This is a genomic window from Rhizobium sp. LCM 4573 (genome assembly GCF_001854865.1).
GTDB lineage: Bacteria > Pseudomonadota > Alphaproteobacteria > Rhizobiales > Rhizobiaceae > Neorhizobium.
This window is the reverse complement of sequence record NZ_MDDW01000002.1, coordinates 175,905-193,376: the sequence shown is the minus strand read 5'-3', so window position 1 is coordinate 193,376 and position 17,472 is coordinate 175,905. Positions and strand designations below refer to the sequence as shown.

Genomic DNA, 17,472 nt, shown 5'->3' with positions numbered 1-17,472 from the left:
TGCTTTCGCCCCCGAAAACGGAAGCGATAGCGGCACACTTCATGGTTGTTGGCAATTGCCGGATGAACTACCCGCGCAGCTCGCGCCGCAGGATCTTGCCGACATTCGATTTCGGCAGTTCGGTGCGGAATTCGATGAAGCGCGGCCGCTTGTAATTGGTGAGGTTGGCGGCGCAATGGGCCTTGAGATCGGCCTCCGTCAAATTCGGATCCTTCCTCACCACGAACAGCTTCACGGCCTCGCCGGAATGCTCGTCGGCAATGCCGATTGCGGCGCATTCCAACACGCCGGGATGCATCGCGGCCACTTCCTCCACTTCGTTCGGATAGACGTTAAAGCCGGAGACGATGATCATGTCCTTCTTGCGGTCGACGATCTTGGTATAGCCCTGGCGATCCATGTAGCCCATATCGCCGGTGCGGAAGAAGCCGTCCGCGGTTATCGCCCGGGCAGTCTCGTCCGGGCGGTTCCAGTAGCCGGCCATTACCTGCGGACCACGGATGCAGATTTCGCCGATATCGCCCAGCGACACCTCGTTGCCATCGTCATCGCGGATGGAAATCTCGGTGGAGGAGATCRGCAGGCCGATCATGCCGGTGAATTCGGTCGTATCCAGCCGGTTCGCGGTGGCGACCGGCGAGGTTTCGGAAAGACCGTAGCCCTCGGTGATCGGGCAGCCGGTCATCTTGTACCAGCGCTCGGCCACCGGCCGCTGCACCGACATACCGCCGCCGAAGACGAGGATCATCGAGGAGAAATCCAGCTTCTGGAAATCGGCGTTGTTCATCAGCGCGTTGAACAGGGTGTTCAGGCCCGGAAATACATGAATCTTGTATTTCTGGATTTCCTTGACCAGCGCCGGGATGTCGCGCGGATTGGCGATCAGGATATTATGGCTGCCGGTCGCAACCCCCATCAGCGAGTTCACCGTCAGCGCGAAGATGTGGTAGAGCGGCAGCGCGCAGAGGAAGGTCAGAGCCTCCGGCCGCGGCTTGTTCAGGAAGGCGGTCGCCAGCCAGATAGCCATCTGCTCCTTGTTGGCGAGCAGGTTTCGGTGAGTCAGCACCGCGCCCTTGGAGACGCCGGTCGTCCCGCCGGTATATTGCAGGAAGGCCGCGTCCGAGCTCGAAACCTCGACGGGCTTCAGCGTTTGCGGCGCGCCTTCGGCCATGACCTGCCTGAAACTCCTGGCCGAGGGAATGGACCATACCGGAACGAGCTTCTTGACCTTGCGGACAACGAGATTGACCAGGTGGCCCTTGAGACCGAGCATGTCGCCCATGGTCGCGACGACCACATGCCGGATATCGGTCCGAGGCAGCGCCTGCTGCACGGTATGAGCGAAGTTTTCGAGCACGAAGATGACCTTGGCGCCGGAATCCTTCAACTGATGCTCGAGTTCGCGCGGCGTGTAGAGTGGATTGACATTCACCACCGCGAAACCGGCGCGCAGGATGCCATAGACGGTCACCGGGTTCTGCAGGATGTTGGGCATCATCACCGCCACGCGGTCGCCCTTTGCAAGTCCCTGCGCCTGCAGCCAGGCGCCGATCTTGCGGCTCTCGACTTCAAGCTCACGGAAGGTGAGGACTTTCCCCATGCTCGAAAAGGYGGGGCGCTCGGCAAATTTTGCGCAGCTGTCTTCGAAAAGAGCGCCGAGGGACTGGTGGGCAAGCGGCGGAATCTCGGCCGGCACGCTGGGCGGGTAGGAGGCGAGCCAAGGCTTGTCGGATGCGCTGCCGTCCACGCGCGCGGGCAGTTCTGTCATAGTGTTCCTCCTCCTTGTTTTTCGGCCTTTCGGCGAGCCTCTCGCGGTGAAGTCCTCCACTTTGCCGCGAAAAACAGATTATGCCATGCCCCTTCTGCTTCCAATAGCAGGGGAGATGATTTCAAGAGCTATATAACCTTGACGTAAACGTCAATACGGTGGTGCGCCAGAGGCTATCGAGATCGGAACCATCACCAGAGGAGGACGTTTCCCGACGATAGCGATCACAAGCAAATCACAAAGGAGGAACACCATGGTACATCATGAACCGCGAGCCGGGCAGGACCCTTATGTCAAGGATACGCCGATGCTTATCGCCAGCGACAAGGTCGAAGGCACGGCTGTCTACGGCGCCGATGGCCGCCGGATCGGCTCGATCGAGCGCATCCTTCTCGAAAAGCGCGGCGGCCGCGTCGGCTATGCGGTGCTGAGCTTCGGGGGCTTCCTCGGGATCGGCGATGACTACTATCCGCTGCCCTGGGAAAAGCTCCACTATGACGAAGAGCTAGACGGCTATCGCATCGACCTGACCAAGGAACAGATCACCGGTGCGCCGCGCTATCGTGATCGGGATGACGAGAGTTGGTATCGCGAAAACGATCGGACGATCTACGATTACTACGGCGTGCCTCCTTACTGGATGTAGCCTGTACGAACCGGATTTCGGAGGCTTCGCGAATGCGGAGCCTCTTTTCGTTTGCTTAAGCCTATTCTGGCAAGCTCGGTCCCGCACGACCTGGGGCCGGAGAGCGGGAAATGGGCATGATGAGCGACCGTGGCGGCGGCGTCCGAGATCTGGAGCGGGAGGATCTGCCCTCCGTCGCCCGGCTTTTCCAGAAGACCTTTCGAAATTCAGAGCCTCCGCGGCCTTCCATGATCCAGTATTTTCGGGAGGTCTTCTTCGAGCACCCCTGGTACGACGAGGAGATAAGATCGAAAGTCTTCGTCAATGCCACGGGGGAAATCGAAGGCTTCATCGGTGTCTTTCCCTCTCGGCTCGAATGGAACGGCAGGCCGATCCGCGCCGCTTTCGCGGGCTCGATGATGGTCGAAAGGCCGGAGCAGAACCCGCTTGCCGGAGCGCGCCTCCTGCGCGCCTTTCTTGCCGGTCCGCAGGACCTCTCATTGACGGAAACCGCCAATTCGCTCGCCCTCGGCATGTGGCAGAAGCTCGCCTTGCCGCTCGACATCGCCTACAGCCTGAACTGGTTGCGCGTCCTGCGTCCCGCGGCAACCGCCGTCCAGGTCATGGAGCTTTCGGCCAGGCCCGCCCGTCTCCTCAGGCCCATCGGCAGGCTTGCGGATGGTTTCATGGAAAAGACCGGCTTGTCTGCTTTTCGGGCTCCGGAAATCCACGGCGCACGCCGGGCGAATTTCTGGGATGCGTCGCGCCAGGAATTCGCGGACGCGGTGCTGAAGCTCGCGGATACCTTTCCGCTGAAGCCCCGTTGGGACGGCCAGTCGCTGCAATGGTTCATGGACCAGGCCGAACAGAAGCGTCAATACGGCAAGCCGGTCTGGCGCATCGCCGAATCCCGAAGTGGCGAGCTCGTCGGCTGCTATGCCTATTTCGGCAGGCCCGGCGRCATCGCATGGCTGCTTCAGGCGCTGTGTTCGCCGGCCGTCGCCGGTGATCTCGTCGAGGACATGTTCGCCCACGCGGATGCCGAAGGCTGCGTGGCGATCCGCGGCGCCGGCCATCCCTGGCTGACGCCGGAACTCATCAGCCGTAAGACCATGTTCTATGGCAGGGCCTTCTTCGTCGCCCATGCCAAGGATCATGCGTTGCTGGAGCCGGTCCGCAGCGGGCAGGGCCTGATCTGCGGCCTTGCGGGCGAAAACTGGACCCGCCTGATCGGCGATACCTTCGACTGATCTCAGCCGAGCATGGTCACCGCCGGGCTGTGCAGGTACTCGGCGACCTTGCGCTTCGAAGCGATGTTGCGCCACACGGCATCCACCTGCTCGGGCGTAAGCCCGGCGGCGAGGCCGACCGCTTCGCGGGAAACGCCATTATCGAGGCCGTAAAGGCAGAGATCCATGCGGTCGTAGGAAAGCGAGAAATAATACTCGTCCTGACCCTGCGGCAGAGACCAGGTATCGGTCGTCGGAGGGCGGCTGCGGATCTCGGCGGGCACGCCCAGCGCCTCGGCAAGCTGGTAGACCTGGCTCTTGTAGAGATGCGCGATCGGCTTGAAATCAGCCGCACCGTCGCCGTTCTTGACGAAGAAGCCCTGGTCGTATTCCAGCCGGTTCGGCGTGCCGGCGACGGCGAAGTTCAGCCGGTCGGCGTGATAGTATTCGATCTGCTTGCGGCTCCGCTGCTTCATGTTGGCGGCCGCGATCATGCCGAGATAGACATCGAGCGGCATGCGGTGGCGGCTCTGTTCGCCGGCCGGATTGGCGACCACCAGCCAGGAGATGTTGTAGCCGCGGCCCGCGAGCGCGTCCTCCAGAACGACCTTGCAGCCCCAGCCTTCGCCGAATTCCGGCACCACCTGTCGGATGAAGCCGTCACGGCGGGCATAGCAGCCGGCGGCGGCGAGCGCGGGGCCGATATCCTCCAGCACGGTCTCGATGCCGACGGCTTCGGCAAGCGCACGGCCGAGCCGAAGGCTCTCCGGATCGGAATCATGCTCCGGCATGAAGATGCCGGTCACCTTGCCGGGGCCGAGCGCGCGGGCGCAAAGCGCCGCCGTGACGCTGGAATCGATGCCGCCGGAAAGGCCGAGCACGACGCCGCGCTTGCGGAGCCCTTTCAGCACGGTTTCCCGGATCCAGCCGCAGATGCGCTCGATCTCCGCTTCCGCATCGAGCTTCAGCGTATCGGCCGAAAAATCTTCCGCCTTCACGGCAAGCTTCACATTTCCCATCATGCGGCATTCCCCCGTAATGTCGTTCCGTTGGCGTCTTGGGCGTTGAGGCGGATTTTCCCGGTCGTGGTCCTCGGCAGGGCGTCGCGGAATTCGACGCTCTTCGGTACCATGTAATCTTCAAGCTGGCGGGCACAGTGGCGGATGATCTCGCGTTCGCTGAGCAAGGCATCGTCTTCGAGCACTACATAGGCGCGGATCGCCTGGCCGAGGAACGGGTCCTCGATGCCGCCGACCGCCGCCTCGCGAATACCCGGCAGGGTGTAAAGCGCGCGCTCCACCTCCTGCGGACTCACCTTTTCGCCGCGTGTCTTGATGATGTCGTCGCGGCGGCTGACGAAATATAGAAAGCCGTCGCTGTCCTCGCGGAAGAGATCGCCGGTATGGAGCCGCCGTCCATTCGCCGCCGGCGAAAGATTGAGGATGCTCGAAAGCTCGTCGCCCCAATAGCCGGGCATCACATGCGGCCCCTCGATGACGAGCTCGCCGATCGTGCCCGGAGGTACGGGAAGCCCGTCCTCGTCCACCACGAAGGCCCGCGTGCCGGGAATGGCCTTGCCCACCGAAAGCGGCCGGCGGGCGATTTCCTCCGGCGGCAGGTAGGTGCCGCGCAGGCATTCCGTCTGGCCGTACATCAGGAAAAGCTGCGCATCCGGAAGCAGGTGTCGCAGCCGTTCGCTAAAGGCCGGCGGCATGGCGGCGGCCGCGCTGGTGATATAACGCAGATGCGGCAGGAAACCGGGTTCCAGGTCCTTGATGCCGGTGATCAGCGCCGCCATCGACGGCACCAGCGGAAAGCCGGTCGCCTGTTCCTCGGTCAAGCGCTCCAGGATCTTCATGGGGAAGGCGAAGCTCTTTTCCAAGACCAGCGTGCCGCCCGCCATGGCCATGGTCACGATCTGCGTGATGCCGTAGCCGAAAGAAAGCGGCAGCACGCTCAAGACGATATCGTCGGCGGTATTGCCTAGATAGCCGCAGATCGAAAGGCAGGCGGCCTCCACGTTGGCATGGGTCAGCATCACCCCTTTGGGCTGCCCCGTCGAGCCGGACGTATGGATCAGGAGCGCCAGCGCTTCCTCGTCCTCCAGGGGCGGCAGGTCTGCCGATGCGCTTTCCGCCAGCAGGGCTTCGTAACGCAACACGCCATCCGGCAGCACCTCAGCACCGGCAACGATGACGACGGGCCTCGTCCTGGCGAGGTCAAGCGCCGCCTCTGTCGTGGCAACGACACGCGTCTGCGTGATGATTACCGATGCTTCGGTACTGTCGAGGATTGCGGCGAGCTTCTCGGCCTTGATCGTCGGATGAAGCGGGCAGGGGACCGCACCGGCTTTCCAGGCGGCGAAGAAGGTCACCACCGCCTCGTGCCCGTTTTCCAGCAGCATGAGGATGCGCTCACCCGGACGGATGCCGAGATCGATGAGGCTGCGGGCGAAGCGGTCGGAAACCTGGTCCAGTTCGGCATAGGTCAGCCGTCTGCCGCCAGCCACCAGCGCGGTCTTGCCGCCGAAGCGCCGGGCACTGTCCCTGAGCCTTGCCTCTATGCGCATCGCCCGGCCACCGTTTTCGAAGGTCAGGCTGCGGCGGGCAGCTTGGACGCCAGATAGCCGGTCATGCTGTCGATGCTGTCGAGATTTTCCGGAATGATCTCCTCATCGGCGATCGTGATGCCATAGGTCGTTTCCAGGAAGGCGATGAGTTCGAGGACGCCGGTGGAGTCGATCACGCCGCTTTCCAGCAGCGACTGGCTGTTGGAAACCTCCGCATCGGCGCGAAACAGGAAATTCTCGGCGATGAATTCGCGCACGGCGGCTTCAAAGCGTTCGGTCATCGAACAGTCCTCTCCAGAAGAAATCGTCCGCGCATGCTCATGCCGGTGAAGCGGCGAATACATGCGCGGCTTTTTACTGTGTGCATCTTCGGCGACACTCCTGAATCTTTCGCTAATCCATCCCGTTTGTTTTGAGGGAATCCCGATTTTGCATCCAAAACCGCTCCCGCGCGTTGTTTCGCGGATTTAGGCAACCGGGGCGAGGCATGAAGATCGCGACCTTCAACGTGAACGGCGTCAACGGCCGCCTCGGTCTCCTGCTCGAATGGCTGGAGGAGGCAAGGCCGGATGTCGTCTGTTTGCAGGAATTGAAGGCGCCGCGGGAGAAGTTTCCCGCCGCGGCGATCGACAAGGCGGGCTACGGCGCTGTCTGGCATGGACAGAAAAGCTGGAACGGTGTTGCGATCCTTGCCCGCGATGCCGATCCGATTGAAACTCGCCGGGGGCTTGCCGGCGATCCCGAAGACAGCCACAGCCGTTATATCGAGGCGGCGGTGCGCGGCGTTCTCGTCGCCTGCCTCTATGCGCCGAACGGCAATCCGGCACCGGGTCCGAAGTTCGATTACAAGCTGCGCTGGTTCGAACGCTTTCGCCTCCATGCGGCCGGACTTCTGGAAACCGGCGCGCCTGTGGTGCTTGCCGGCGATTTCAACATCATGCCGACCGATCTCGATGTCTATGCGCCGGAGCGCTGGCGGGATGACGGGTTGTTCCGGCCGGAGGTCCGCGCGGTCTTCGCAACGCTTCTTGCGCAGGGATGGACCGATGCCATCCGTACGCTTCATCCGGATGAACGCATCTACACGTTCTGGGATTATTTCCGGAATGCCTGGGGCCGCAATGCGGGCCTGAGGCTCGATCACCTGCTTCTCAGCCCGTCGATCGCGCCGAACCTGCGGAGCGCGGGCGTCGATCGGCATATACGCGGGCGGGATCGTGCCAGCGATCACGCGCCGGTCTGGATCGAGATTGACGGCGTCTAAACGAGGTTGAGCGCCATTTCCGATTGGGTCAGCCTGCTCTTGCGCCAGCCGGTGCGGCGCATGAAGCGATCGAAGAGGCCTTCCGGCAGGTTCTCGATGATATAGAGCTTGCGGCCGGAATAGAGCCCGGCAAGCCCGTCCGCCAGTGTCCGCCCCATGCCTTGCCGGCGATGCGCGGGATCGACGGCGAGGCCGTAAAGCCGCACGTCCTTGCCGCTGTCGTCCAGCAGCGCCACAGCCTTCCCGCCGAAGGTGAAGCCCTTCAGCGGCGGCCTCTCTTCACGGAAGCAGCGGGGATCGGTCTGCCAGGTTGGATTTGCATCCGCGAAACGCTGGAGCATGTCCACCGCCGTCTCGATATCGCACTCGACGGTTCGTCCCGCCTCGGGTGCGGCAAGCTTGCCGCTGCGGCCGAAGCCCACCAGCTTCCGCGTCACTTCGAAGCCGAGGGTCCTGTAAAGTGCCGCGGCGCGCTCGTTGGAATTGATGACTTCCAGCACGAGCTTCCGCTCTCCACGTTTTCGTGCCGCGTCGATCGCTTCCAGCATCACCTGTCGCCCGAACCCCCTGCCGCGGATCGACGGACCGACACCAAGCGCGCTGATGCGGGAGATGTCGCCGCGTCTTGCCACGAGCAGGATGCCGGCGGCTTTTTCGCCGTCGAAGAAGACTTCGCTGGCATCCGGGTCGATGTCCTCTCGCTGGATGCGCAGGCGGAGCGCTTCCGGCCTTACGTTCACCGGCACCACATAGCCGGCGAAACCCTCGGTAAAACCGGCGGCGGCTTCCTCCAGGCTACAGTCGGAAAGAAGGCGGCGGCTCGTATTCGAAGTCTGTTCCATGTCCGTGCTCCTCTCACAGGACGTTGGAGGGACTGCCTTTCTCGAAATTCTCGACGTTTCCGACGACCTGCGCCCAAAGCGCCTGCATGGCCTCGTCGCTTGCCCAGGCGACATGCGGGGTGACGATCACGTTCGGACGCTCCAGCACCGTCAGCAAAGGATTGTCCGATTCCGGCGGCTCCTTCGTCAGCACGTCGAAACCTGCTCCGGCGATCAGACCTTCGTCGAGCGCCTGCACCAGAGCCGCCTCGTTTACCAGCCCGCCGCGCGCCGTGTTGATGACGAGTGGCTTTCGTTTCATTCTGCGGAATTCCGGCATGCCGATCAGGTCGCGCGTCGCGGGCGTCAGAGGCATGTGCAGGGTGATGATATCGGCCGTTTCGAGAACCTCGTCGAAGGGCGTGTAGCCGGGCTCCATCGAGGCGGCATCCTTGCGGGCCGCGAAGACCGGTTTCATGCCGAAGGCCTCGCCGATCCGCGCCACCGATTTGCCGAGCGCGCCGCGCCCGAAAATGCCGAGCACCGAGCCGGAAAGGTCGCGGATCGGATGATTGAAGAAGCAGAACTGGTTGGCGCGCTGCCACTCGCCGGCGATCACGTCCTGCCGGTAGCCCGCGATCGAGCGCCTCAGAGCGAAGATCAGCGCGAAAGTATGTTCCGGCACGGTGTTGACCGCATAGCCGCGGACGTTCGAAACGGTGATGCCGCGCTCCTTGGCGGCGGCAACGTCGATCACGTCATAGCCCGTCGCCGTCACCGCGATCATCTTCAGGCGGCTCRCCCTGGCGATCGCATCGGCCCGGATCGGCGCCTTGTTGGTGACCGCGATATCGGCATCCGCTATGCGTGCGGCCACGTCTTCGGGAGCCGTCTTGCCGTATTCGATCCACTCATGGGGAAAGCCCGGCCGGTCGATCGAAACCGACGGCCCGATCGTGTCCCGATCCAGAAATACGATTTTCAGCATTCTCCACCCCGCATCGCCATCTCGTGCGGACGATCTGTAGATCATCCCGAAGAGACGGGAAATAGGATAACGGCTTTGCGGCCTTGCCTGGCGGAAGAGGGAGATGGAATTGGAAAATGGTGCCGCTTACGTGACTCGAACACGTGACCCCATCATTACGAACGGCGGGGTTTTAAGCTAGAACTCCCGGTTTTTCGGGCTTTTCGTTGCCGTTGATTCCCGCAGAATCCACCTGTTTCCCGTTGTTTCCGGAGATATCGGGAGACATAACCGGAGACGTCTATTCCGCTGCTTCGAGCGCTGGACCTTTGCCGATAGCCTTCTTTTTGGCGGCGGCGGCCTTCTTCATGATCTCGCTGCGGGCCTCTTTCCTAGCATCGTTGATCTCCTGGTGGAAGTCGGGCGAGAAGTGGCCATAGTGCTTCAGGATCACTTCCTCGGTCGTCGACAGGTAGCTGGCGATGATCGACAGAGGTACACGCTTCTGCATCAGCCAGGACGCGCAGGTGTGCTTGCAGGTATGTCGGTTGACGACTTTCGCCCTGTCCTTCGTGAAGACCTCGTGTTTCAGGTTGAAGAATCCCTTGCGGGTTGAACCCACCCCGCGGGGAGACCGCACCACATCGTCACCTTCCTTAGCCCAGCGGCGGAGATGCGATAGGAGGTCGTCCGAAATGCGGACCGGATCGGCGCGCTTGTTCACGGGGGATTTGTTGGCAACCCCTGCACGGTAGAAGATTCCGTTCTCCAGGTCGATCCAGGGTCGATCCGGAAGGTTCTTGAACGACGCGGTTTCGATGCGCTCGGAGCGGGTGCCAGTCTTCACGGCGATTAGCAGGAAGCGGGCGATATGCTTCGAGGTGTAGATCCCGACACCCGGTCTGCCCATTGCCATGTTCTTGCGGCGATAGGCCGTCCACACGAGTTTCGCCACCTCCGACCGGGTGTAGAAGGTCATGCGCGGTTCGGGGGGAGGCGGTAGCTCCCAGTCGATGATGTGGCCACGGAGTTCGCACAGACCCTTCTGGATCCCGAAGTTGATGATGGATTTCAGTTCTGCGAGTTCGCGGAGTGTCGTCGTCGCCGCAAGAGGTTTTCCGGGACGGGCTTTCTTCTGATATTCGGCGATCGTCTTCTCATTGATCTGGTAGACGGTCTTGCCGTGCCAGAACTTGATCAGGCGCTCCATCATGTTGAGATAGTCGCGCAGCTTCGTTTTCGACTTCGCCTGGATCTTCGCTTCGTGGCGTTCCATGAAGAATCGGATGAGATCCACGACCAGAACGTCCCGAACGCCTCGCCCGCGTTCCTCGACAATCTCGTGGACCGATTTCTTGGCGTGCTGCTCTACTTCGTACTGGAGCCGRGCTGCCTCAGCCTGTTCACGAAACTCAAGGCCGAATCCCGTGCTAATTCTGGTCGTGCCGTCTGCGATCGCCCAGTAGCCGTTAGCCCGGATCCGCCCGTCCTTGGTGAATTTGGGTTTGACCCAGATGAGATGGGGAGGCTGCCGTCGTCGCGCCATTCAATCCATTCCTTGATGAGTTTACGAGTTACGAAGAATTTTCCAGGGCCRCTGTTTGCGGCCAGTCGGAGTCGACCGGCACCCACTTCCTCATAGAGGCGCTTTCGACTGACGATGCCGCCAAGCTCGGGCAGCTTGCTCGCGGCTGCTATTGTTAGGAGTTCATCTTCGAGATGATCTGAGACTGCAGGTGCGGGCACAGGATCCAGCGACTGGATGCCACGAAGGATTCCGATACACTCCATCGCTTCAACGTACTCGTGACGTTGCCGTTCGACYGTCGCTTCGAATTCCTCCATGAGATCATCGACGACATCGTGCTGAACGGCTTCTGTAAACTTCATGGAGTCCTCCAGGATACTCACTGCTAACTCACGAGAGCGCAAAGCGATTTCTCATGGAGATCATTCCCGAAGAGGCGCAAGCGCTGCGAATTCAGCCATAGTCCAGTCCGAACATTTTGTCCGGGGGATTTCGGGAGATCGGGTGAAGAGACCGTTAATGCCGCGTCTCATCGGCATCATCCACATCCTCGTTGGCACTAGCCTGCGTCTCCTGCAGCTCCTTCATCATGTCGATACCGTCACCGTAATCGGCAAGGAAATGCGCCATGGCTTCCTCGGCGGACTCGAACATGAACCCAACCGGATCCCGCGACCACTCCACGGCATCGACGACATACTCGTGCCGCACGCACCGCACCCGCGCGTGCTCGCCGGCATCGACAAGCTTGCCCGGACGACCGCAGCACTCGCAGGTCGCTAAGGATTTCTCGCGCGCAGTTTCCCGGATCCGCTGGAGAGAGCGCCACGGATGCGGCAGCTTGCGCTCCGGCGGCAGGTGGTCGTCCAGCGGCACGTCACCGCTGACATAAGTGGCCGACAACTTGAGAGCGCCGTCGACGCGCTCGGCCATTGAGATCTCGAAGCACCATTCAGCCGGCAGCTTACTGGCTTCTTCGACGACCTCGGCGAGGATGTGCTTCCATCCGTTAGCGACGGGAATAACCGACATTGTAAACTCCTTGGTCGGAAATACCCGACATCACTCGTTGTTGCGCTCGGCTTCCTGTTTGAGCCTGACGCTCTCGTATTCTTCAAGGATAAGTCCATGGAGATATTCGCGGAGGAATTCCTCGTCTGATTCCGTCAGCGGCTGCACTGCATACTCCCGCCAAGACGCAACTTCGTCGCGGACGTAGCCCTCGAGGTATTCCTCTTTGACGGCCGCTCCGTTGACCGCGTCTTGCAGATGCCACCCGAATTCAATCAGGAGCTCCTGCTCGCGGCCAGACTTCGACCATGTGTCGTCATCGATGCGCCTCCCAATGGGCATCGAGCGAAGTGGATCGGTGACGTGCTCCTTGGGACGTGGCCGCACGGGATCCATGCCTTTCAGCAGCTCGGCGGACTCAGCAGGATATTCGTCGCCGCTCTGCCGATTGCGGTACTGGACATCTCCCATGAGTGCTCTGCCTTTGCTCAGGACGTCGTCAATGTAGTTCTCGAGCGGTCGATCCTCATTCCAGCGCCACGGATCCGCCCAGCGGCCATCGTCTTCGCGCAGCTCGCCCAGTACGCCGACATGGGCATCGCAAACCGTCTTCGCAAAACCCGACAAACGCAGYCGGCCAGACGATCCGCAGATCTCGCAGGTTGCCAACGACCGCAACCGGATCTCCGCGAGGAGCCGTTCGACCTCGCTGCGGCAGCCACGAGCCGAATAGTCGCACACGRCGAATAGTACGCAGCACCCGAACTTCTCCTTGCCGCCGTCGAGCGAAACCTTCCAGGTCGAGGGGTATGTGCGGACGCGGTCGGCCGCGTACTGCAGCAGAGGGATCCATCCGATGTCCATCGCAAAACGGGCATCGGCATTGATCACGTCCGCGTTGTCTGTGCGAAGCTTTTCAAAGGCCGCGGCACGCGTAGCAACGGCGTTGTCGCGAATACGCTTCCACGCCTCCAGTCCTGCCTGCTCGCGCAGATACGCATGATCCWCCGCCGACAGCTCCGACAGGTATCGGAAATCGTCGCCGTGTTCGAACCACTCTGCATCGACGAAATGCGTCCGGCCGCGCGCAAAGTGCTGCGTCGCCTCGATGATGCGGTCCTGATACGCTCCGCGGAGCCAAGCCTTCCTTTTGTCATCGATCATGCACTCATCCTCCGCCCTAGCTTCACCCAGCCCTCGTCCGTGCGCGCCATCGCCTTGTCCCTGTTGAGGTACAGGAGCCGCGTCCAGACCCAGCAGCGTTCGTGATCACGATGATAGACGGTCCCGCCCAACTTCCAGAACGCCGGCGACGAGCCAGTCTGGAAAAGGATCAATGACCATGGCTGCAATATGGGCGCCGCGAACAGCTCTTCCTCGGTCGGCTCCGTCTCGCGGCACATCCGGAACTCAGGCGGCGGCACGAGCGCGCGGCCCGGGAACGTCAGCTCGAGCAAGCGCCGACCGAGATGAAAAAGGCTACCGGTATGCTTCACGAGGTGCCATCCGACGCGGCGGCAGGTCTCGTCGTCAGACTCCCAATATACCGACAGAGCGCGCTCGACTTCCTGGTCGCGCATGATGGCTTCGCAGAGCAAGGATTCGCGATCCATGGATTCGATGCTGACGCGGCGCGGCACGCCAAGGCTGCTGCGGCGACGGCGAAGTGCAAGTGCTATCATCGGCTCCATCCTTCGGGCGGATCGCTCGGTACCATCTCGTCTTTGTCGCGGTCGTAGCGGTACCATTGGCCGCCGCGGGTCTGCATCATGCCAGTCATCCTGCCCGGATCACGACGAGGCCACGAGCGCTGGTCTTCGGAAGCATGCTCGTCGCAAAGACACCGCCACCAGGCAAAGCGGTCGGCAGGCGGCCGACGGACGAATCCTTCGGAGCCGCAGACTTCACACGTCAGGCTGCTCTTGAATTCGGCCTTGCCCTTCGCCAAGCGCGCGCCGAGCACGGGCGTGTCGCACCAGATGCGCATCGTCCCGAATTTCTCTTTGATTTCGTGAACGCAAAGAGCGGGATCGTGCGGCAGCGCCTCCGTCACGAATGTCTGGATCAAGCCGAGCCATCCGATGCCAACGTCGACCCAGCGCGCGCTGTCGAAAACGCCCGGGTAGTCGCTCTGGAGGTCGTCAAGCTTGACACGCGGGAAATCATCCATGGGCATCGCAACGCTCCTTCTGATCCTCGCATTCGTCGCACATCACAACACGGCGCTCGCCGCGGTCTCGGCCGTGACGGGATCCGCAACATTCGCACGTGGATAAGGATTCAGTGACGTATCGCTGAAGCCAACGATCCAGCGCCACATGACGAGTCCAGTCGCGTCCGTCGGCCGGCAGCGAAGTGTCGATATGCAGCCAACCGCAGCCGCAGAGGCCGACGATGCGTGCGTCGGGATACTCGCTTGCGATATCTGTCAGCAGACGGTCGACGAGCGAGATCCAGCCGCGGCGAAGGAAAACTTCGGATTCGGGAGGCATGCGGTCGCCGTGCTTCGCCAGAAGCGCCTGATAAAGGTCGGGGCGGATGGGGTCAGTCATCTGCGAACTCCTCACAAACAATTTCTTCAAAGCGGCGTTCGATGGCCCAGAACGAAATCTCGAGACACAGAGCTTGCGCGCTGCGCGGATCGACGGCAGCCGCCAGCTCCTTCTCGATCTGAGTGCGGCCTGAGGCGGTTGCGACGATCCCAGTGATGCGGACTTCGGCGTCGAGGCCTTCCTCGCGCATCACGCGTAGGAGACTGTCGAGCGCAGGAAGCTGACAATCGTGCAGCCGCAGCCGATCTCGCACAGGGACGGCGGCGCCATGGCTAGCGACGAGGTAGGCGTATTCATCGTCTGTCATCGCGCATCCCTTTCGTCAGCTCCTTGAATGTCCGCGGCGTGAAGTCCACGTCAGGCAAGTCGACCCCGACATCGCGAGACCGGCCCTCGGCAGGCAGGCGACCATGCGCGTGACCGTAGAAATGCCACGCGCCCTTGCCGCGCCCCTGCCAGCACCGCTGCGCGTAATGGCTGAGGACGATGTGGTGACCTTCGTCGCGGGCGAACATCAGAGCTTCCGGCCGCGCTTCCCAGCCAAGGCCGGCGATAGTCGGATGAAGCTCGCCGTCGCGGCGAACATCGTGGTTGCCGTAGACGAGAAACTTGCGGCCGTTGAGACGCGCGAAAATCCAGCGGATGCGGTCCGAATTATTGAGACCCATCCCGAAGTCGCCGAGGTGGTAGACGACATCATTTTCTCCGACGACCCCGTTCCAGCGTGCGACGATCGCCTCGTCGTGTTGCTCGATCGTAGAGAACGGACGAGGCTGCATGGCCAAAATGTTGGTGTGGCCGAAGTGGGTGTCTGCGACGTAGAACTTGCGGACGAAGGACATGCTGGACTCCAGAAGATGAGCAAACGAATGCGGCTCCGCGCGGCGGCGGGGTCAGGCTATTCGGGCTATCTTCAGTCCTGCGATCATGTCGTTTCCTTCGATTTCCGGAGTCATAGCAGGACCCGGAAAAGTTGTGAGCCCCTACCGGGAAGAAAGGCGCCGGCAGGGTTAAGATTGCGCGATCGAGTCAGAGATGGGTCCGTGACGCTTGGTGCTGAAGGCGCTGATGATGGGCGGTACGCAACGAGGATTCGATTTCAACACGCCTCGCGGCCGCACGGGCATCGTCTTCCTCATCGCGCTTGATGCAACGCGCGATCTCTAGCGGCTTGTATTCTCTCTTGGCCTCGGCGATCTGCGCAGCGGTATAGCCAACCTTCGCTCCATGACGAGCGATCCAGTCGGCCGCCGCCCACGGTGTCATAAGAGTATACGACAGACGCAGTTCCTCAGCCGTCATCTGCATCCATTCAGGAACATCCCGAGGATCCTTCCCACTAGGGCAGCGATCGACGACACGGCTGTGCAAGGTGTTCAGGCCGGCGACCGCAGCTTCGAACTCATGCTTGGGCATCCTCAACACGCGCTTCGCGATATCGAGCGCATGCCCGAACTGGTCGCTCACGCTCGACCGGGTGAAGTCTTCCGACTCCGTCATAGACTCGAGCTGCTCGCGGATGGATTYGATTTGGCGTTCAAAGCTCGCCCGATGTTCATGCTCCTGCGCTGCCTCTTCGGCCGCCATTGCCAGCAGGTTCGCCTTCAGTGTCTTCTTCCCCAATTTCTTCGTGCTCATGCTGCGTACTCCATCTCTTCGATGACGTCCTGGTTGGCGTGCAGAAGCAGCGCCAGGTCGCGTTCAGTGGGGGTGACCTTGATGTCGTGCTGGTGATCCTCGCCGTCGACGCTCCAGAGTATCCGGATCGTCATCGTCGAGGATCCTGTCCAGAGGTGCTCCTCGATGGCGGACGCTGCGGTGTCGAGACCGTATCCGTCGGCAAGTGTCACGAGGATCGTGTTGGCGGCATCGAAGTCGACCTCGGCATCGTCCTCATCCTCGTCGGCGGCAATTTCCTGCGCCCTAACCCAGGACTCGAAGGCAGCGATCAGACCTTCTCGTTCGAGCTTCGCCATGATCGCTTCGTCCGCGAACGCTTCAGTCCACATCGTCGCGATCTCGGTGACCGGCTTTCCGAGACGGGTGGCTGCGCGTCGCAGGACGGTCTCGTTCGGCATCTGAGTCGCGAAGTCGACGGCGGCCTCGCTGGCGATGCGGCGGACGATGGTGCGGGTGCTCTTGGTCATGTCGGCCAGCCTCATCTCGTCTTCCGTCGAGATTGCCTTGCCGACCGTGATAACGATCTCACTCACGGGATGGCCACGTCCGGATCCCCTCACGTATTCGCAGGTGATCTCAAAGCGGCGAACATGCTCCTGAATGTCGGCGATGACCGGCTTCAGTACACGGGCTTCGAAATTGCCGAACTTCCATGTGTCCGGCCGCCATCCGAGCTGCTCTGCCAGTTCCTCAGGAGTCCAGCGCATCGGGGGACGTTGGTCGCGCCCGGACATAAGCGCGAGCTTGGGGTAAAGGCGCTGCGTGTACTTCGATGAAAATCGAGGAAAGGCACCGAGTTCGAGGTGCGTATAGATCTCGGCGGCGAGGATGGCCTTCCGGACGCTAGGAAACATCTCGATCTCGATAAAGCGCTCTTGGGTCGGCGAGATCACTTCCGAGCAATTCATGAGTTGGACGCGGCGGCCAATCTTCTGAAACCCTTCGGTGGATTCCAGGAAATCGTAGGAGACCCACGTCGATGACAGCGCGGACATGTATTCCCTCAGACGAGAGGTCTTTTCGATCTGGAGGTATGCCTTGGCATCGGCGAACGGGACGCGGCAGGTTTCGTTGTCCTTGAGCTTCGGCCTCGCCCGGGCCATCAGGTACTCGTAGAGTGCGGCGGACATCGCAGTCATTGCTTCGGCCGGAGAGTTGCCCTCGCGAGCGCCGTAGAAGCGGATGGAGTTCACCATGGCCTCTCCCCGCTCTGATGTCGGCTCCTTGTCCAGGCTGGCGCGTTCCTTGGAATGCACGAGGCGGATGTCGCCTCGAACGCCTTTCCGATCAGCTCCGATCGTCTTTTTCCGAGTCCATAGCCTGGTCATGTCGTCCTCCTCATCTGTCATGCTGACATGACTATGGTTCTTGCCGGCGGTGAACAGCACAATAGTCCATCTACAAATTATTCTGCGATGAGACGGAATAATGGATCCCGTAGTGATGGGTTCGGCAGGT

General features: G+C 61.5%; 19 protein-coding genes. 3 read left to right on the top strand and 16 right to left on the bottom strand.

Annotation, left to right across the window (positions count from 1 at the left end; genetic code table 11):
* Window positions 1–67 precede the first annotated feature (67 nt).
* On the bottom strand, window positions 68–1,768 hold the full coding sequence (locus LCM4573_RS06235) for a long-chain fatty acid--CoA ligase (RefSeq protein WP_071005403.1): 1,701 nt from the start codon (window positions 1,766–1,768) through the stop codon (window positions 68–70).
* 253 nt (window positions 1,769–2,021) lie between these two features.
* On the opposite strand from LCM4573_RS06235, the gene LCM4573_RS06230 reads away from it, so the two are divergent.
* Together LCM4573_RS06230 and LCM4573_RS06225 are read left to right on the top strand one after the other, a co-directional pair.
* Window positions 2,022–2,414: a PRC-barrel domain-containing protein gene (locus LCM4573_RS06230; protein ID WP_046794142.1), complete on the top strand. Its 393-nt coding sequence runs from the start codon at window positions 2,022–2,024 to the stop codon at window positions 2,412–2,414.
* A 116-nt stretch (window positions 2,415–2,530) separates the two neighbouring features.
* The gene (locus tag LCM4573_RS06225; protein ID WP_157895487.1) at window positions 2,531–3,643 is read left to right on the top strand and encodes a hypothetical protein; all 1,113 of its coding nucleotides are present in this window, start codon (window positions 2,531–2,533) and stop codon (window positions 3,641–3,643) included.
* A 2-nt stretch (window positions 3,644–3,645) separates the two neighbouring features.
* Here the strand turns inward: LCM4573_RS06225 and nadE are convergent, their stop codons facing one another.
* The 3 genes from nadE to LCM4573_RS06210 are packed head-to-tail and all read right to left on the bottom strand — an operon-like array spanning window position 3,646 to window position 6,472.
* Window positions 3,646–4,644, bottom strand: a complete 999-nt coding sequence (gene nadE, locus LCM4573_RS06220) for an NAD(+) synthase (RefSeq protein ID WP_407071713.1) — start codon at window positions 4,642–4,644, stop codon at window positions 3,646–3,648.
* Window positions 4,641–6,191, bottom strand: a complete 1,551-nt coding sequence (locus LCM4573_RS06215) for a class I adenylate-forming enzyme family protein (RefSeq protein WP_071005402.1) — start codon at window positions 6,189–6,191, stop codon at window positions 4,641–4,643. The genes nadE and LCM4573_RS06215 overlap by 4 nt, the downstream gene beginning before the upstream one ends.
* A gap of 23 nt (window positions 6,192–6,214) precedes the next feature.
* Window positions 6,215–6,472 carry an acyl carrier protein gene (locus LCM4573_RS06210; protein WP_083347336.1) on the bottom strand — a complete coding sequence of 86 codons (258 nt, stop codon included), beginning with the start codon at window positions 6,470–6,472 and terminating at the stop codon, window positions 6,215–6,217.
* Between the two features lie 206 nt (window positions 6,473–6,678).
* Between LCM4573_RS06210 and xth the strand changes: the two genes are divergently transcribed.
* Window positions 6,679–7,455, top strand: coding sequence for an exodeoxyribonuclease III (gene xth / locus LCM4573_RS06205; RefSeq protein ID WP_071005401.1), 777 nt, complete (start codon window positions 6,679–6,681; stop codon window positions 7,453–7,455).
* Here xth and LCM4573_RS06200 read toward each other — a convergent pair.
* The 12 genes from LCM4573_RS06200 to LCM4573_RS06140 all read right to left on the bottom strand — a co-directional run bounded on the left by LCM4573_RS06200 (window position 7,452) and on the right by LCM4573_RS06140 (window position 17,342).
* On the bottom strand, window positions 7,452–8,297 hold the full coding sequence (locus LCM4573_RS06200; RefSeq protein ID WP_071005400.1) for a GNAT family N-acetyltransferase: 846 nt from the start codon (window positions 8,295–8,297) through the stop codon (window positions 7,452–7,454). The genes xth and LCM4573_RS06200 overlap by 4 nt on opposite strands.
* Before the next feature lie 13 nt (window positions 8,298–8,310).
* Entirely contained in the window at window positions 8,311–9,264 is a 954-nt protein-coding gene (locus LCM4573_RS06195) for a D-2-hydroxyacid dehydrogenase (protein WP_071005399.1), read from the bottom strand.
* Window positions 9,265–9,544: 280 nt separating this feature from the next.
* Entirely contained in the window at window positions 9,545–10,789 is a 1,245-nt protein-coding gene (locus LCM4573_RS06190) for a hypothetical protein (RefSeq protein WP_131818940.1), read from the bottom strand.
* 498 nt (window positions 10,790–11,287) lie between these two features.
* Complete coding sequence (locus tag LCM4573_RS06180) at window positions 11,288–11,803, bottom strand: hypothetical protein (protein ID WP_071005396.1); 516 nt, start codon at window positions 11,801–11,803, stop codon at window positions 11,288–11,290.
* 30 nt (window positions 11,804–11,833) lie between these two features.
* Window positions 11,834–12,946, bottom strand: coding sequence for a hypothetical protein (locus LCM4573_RS06175; RefSeq protein ID WP_071005395.1), 1,113 nt, complete (start codon window positions 12,944–12,946; stop codon window positions 11,834–11,836).
* Window positions 12,943–13,464, bottom strand: coding sequence for a hypothetical protein (locus LCM4573_RS06170; RefSeq protein WP_131818939.1), 522 nt, complete (start codon window positions 13,462–13,464; stop codon window positions 12,943–12,945). Before LCM4573_RS06170 ends, LCM4573_RS06175 begins: the two co-directional genes overlap by 4 nt.
* Window positions 13,461–13,952, bottom strand: coding sequence for a hypothetical protein (locus LCM4573_RS06165; RefSeq protein WP_071005393.1), 492 nt, complete (start codon window positions 13,950–13,952; stop codon window positions 13,461–13,463). Before LCM4573_RS06165 ends, LCM4573_RS06170 begins: the two co-directional genes overlap by 4 nt.
* Entirely contained in the window at window positions 13,945–14,334 is a 390-nt protein-coding gene (locus LCM4573_RS06160; RefSeq protein WP_071005392.1) for a hypothetical protein, read from the bottom strand. The genes LCM4573_RS06165 and LCM4573_RS06160 overlap by 8 nt, the downstream gene beginning before the upstream one ends.
* Window positions 14,327–14,641 carry a hypothetical protein gene (locus LCM4573_RS06155; RefSeq protein ID WP_071005391.1) on the bottom strand — a complete coding sequence of 105 codons (315 nt, stop codon included), beginning with the start codon at window positions 14,639–14,641 and terminating at the stop codon, window positions 14,327–14,329. The genes LCM4573_RS06160 and LCM4573_RS06155 overlap by 8 nt, the downstream gene beginning before the upstream one ends.
* Window positions 14,628–15,176, bottom strand: coding sequence for a metallophosphoesterase (locus LCM4573_RS06150; RefSeq protein WP_071005390.1), 549 nt, complete (start codon window positions 15,174–15,176; stop codon window positions 14,628–14,630). Before LCM4573_RS06150 ends, LCM4573_RS06155 begins: the two co-directional genes overlap by 14 nt.
* 187 nt (window positions 15,177–15,363) lie before the next feature.
* Entirely contained in the window at window positions 15,364–15,972 is a 609-nt protein-coding gene (locus LCM4573_RS06145) for a hypothetical protein (RefSeq protein ID WP_071005389.1), read from the bottom strand.
* Complete coding sequence (locus LCM4573_RS06140; protein ID WP_071005388.1) at window positions 15,969–17,342, bottom strand: replication initiation protein; 1,374 nt, start codon at window positions 17,340–17,342, stop codon at window positions 15,969–15,971. Before LCM4573_RS06140 ends, LCM4573_RS06145 begins: the two co-directional genes overlap by 4 nt.
* Window positions 17,343–17,472 lie beyond the last annotated feature (130 nt).

What these genes read in the sequence shown, in the direction of transcription:
- LCM4573_RS06230 (WP_046794142.1), top strand. Translation starts at nt 2,022, where the DNA reads ATGGTACATCATGAACCGCGAGCCGGGCAGGACCCTTATGTCAAGGAT.
- nadE (WP_407071713.1), bottom strand. Translation starts at nt 4,644, where the DNA reads ATGATGGGAAATGTGAAGCTTGCCGTGAAGGCGGAAGATTTTTCGGCC.
- LCM4573_RS06215 (WP_071005402.1), bottom strand. Translation starts at nt 6,191, where the DNA reads ATGCGCATAGAGGCAAGGCTCAGGGACAGTGCCCGGCGCTTCGGCGGC.
- LCM4573_RS06210 (WP_083347336.1), bottom strand. Translation starts at nt 6,472, where the DNA reads ATGACCGAACGCTTTGAAGCCGCCGTGCGCGAATTCATCGCCGAGAAT.
- xth (WP_071005401.1), top strand. Translation starts at nt 6,679, where the DNA reads ATGAAGATCGCGACCTTCAACGTGAACGGCGTCAACGGCCGCCTCGGT.
- LCM4573_RS06200 (WP_071005400.1), bottom strand. Translation starts at nt 8,297, where the DNA reads ATGGAACAGACTTCGAATACGAGCCGCCGCCTTCTTTCCGACTGTAGC.
- LCM4573_RS06180 (WP_071005396.1), bottom strand. Translation starts at nt 11,803, where the DNA reads ATGTCGGTTATTCCCGTCGCTAACGGATGGAAGCACATCCTCGCCGAG.
- LCM4573_RS06170 (WP_131818939.1), bottom strand. Translation starts at nt 13,464, where the DNA reads ATGATAGCACTTGCACTTCGCCGTCGCCGCAGCAGCCTTGGCGTGCCG.
- LCM4573_RS06165 (WP_071005393.1), bottom strand. Translation starts at nt 13,952, where the DNA reads ATGGATGATTTCCCGCGTGTCAAGCTTGACGACCTCCAGAGCGACTAC.
- LCM4573_RS06160 (WP_071005392.1), bottom strand. Translation starts at nt 14,334, where the DNA reads ATGACTGACCCCATCCGCCCCGACCTTTATCAGGCGCTTCTGGCGAAG.
- LCM4573_RS06155 (WP_071005391.1), bottom strand. Translation starts at nt 14,641, where the DNA reads ATGACAGACGATGAATACGCCTACCTCGTCGCTAGCCATGGCGCCGCC.
- LCM4573_RS06150 (WP_071005390.1), bottom strand. Translation starts at nt 15,176, where the DNA reads ATGTCCTTCGTCCGCAAGTTCTACGTCGCAGACACCCACTTCGGCCAC.
- LCM4573_RS06140 (WP_071005388.1), bottom strand. Translation starts at nt 17,342, where the DNA reads ATGACCAGGCTATGGACTCGGAAAAAGACGATCGGAGCTGATCGGAAA.